General features: G+C 75.6%; 1 protein-coding gene. It reads right to left on the bottom strand.

What is annotated here, in order from left to right; all coding sequences use genetic code 11:
* The coding region (locus ACG04Q_RS25635) for an MltA domain-containing protein (protein WP_394514714.1) at positions 1–108 on the bottom strand (108 nt) is incomplete at its 3' end.
* Positions 109–283 lie beyond the last annotated feature (175 nt).

Below are 283 nucleotides of genomic sequence, written 5' to 3'. Positions count from 1 at the left end.
CTTGGCGACGGACTCGAACGGCTGGTCGTTGTGCCCCGCAAACGCGACGCGGCTGATGCGCTCGGCGCCGCCGGCGTCGCGCGTGACGAGGCGGCCCGAGCCCTGGATCTGCAGCTACAGCAGCGCGAACGGGTCGTCCAGCCAGGCCAGCGCCAGCGCAGTAAAGCGCGGGTGGGTGTCGATGTCGCGGCGCGGCAGCCGGCGCAGCGCGGCGTCGGCCGGCAGCGCGTGCAGCGGCCACTGGAAGGCGCCCTGGCGCGTGCGGCTGGCGGCCAACTGCGGC

This window comes from Pelomonas lactea, assembly GCF_043555885.1.
Classification (GTDB): domain Bacteria; phylum Pseudomonadota; class Gammaproteobacteria; order Burkholderiales; family Burkholderiaceae_C; genus Pelomonas; species Pelomonas lactea.
This window is presented reverse-complemented; position numbering and strand designations above follow the sequence as displayed.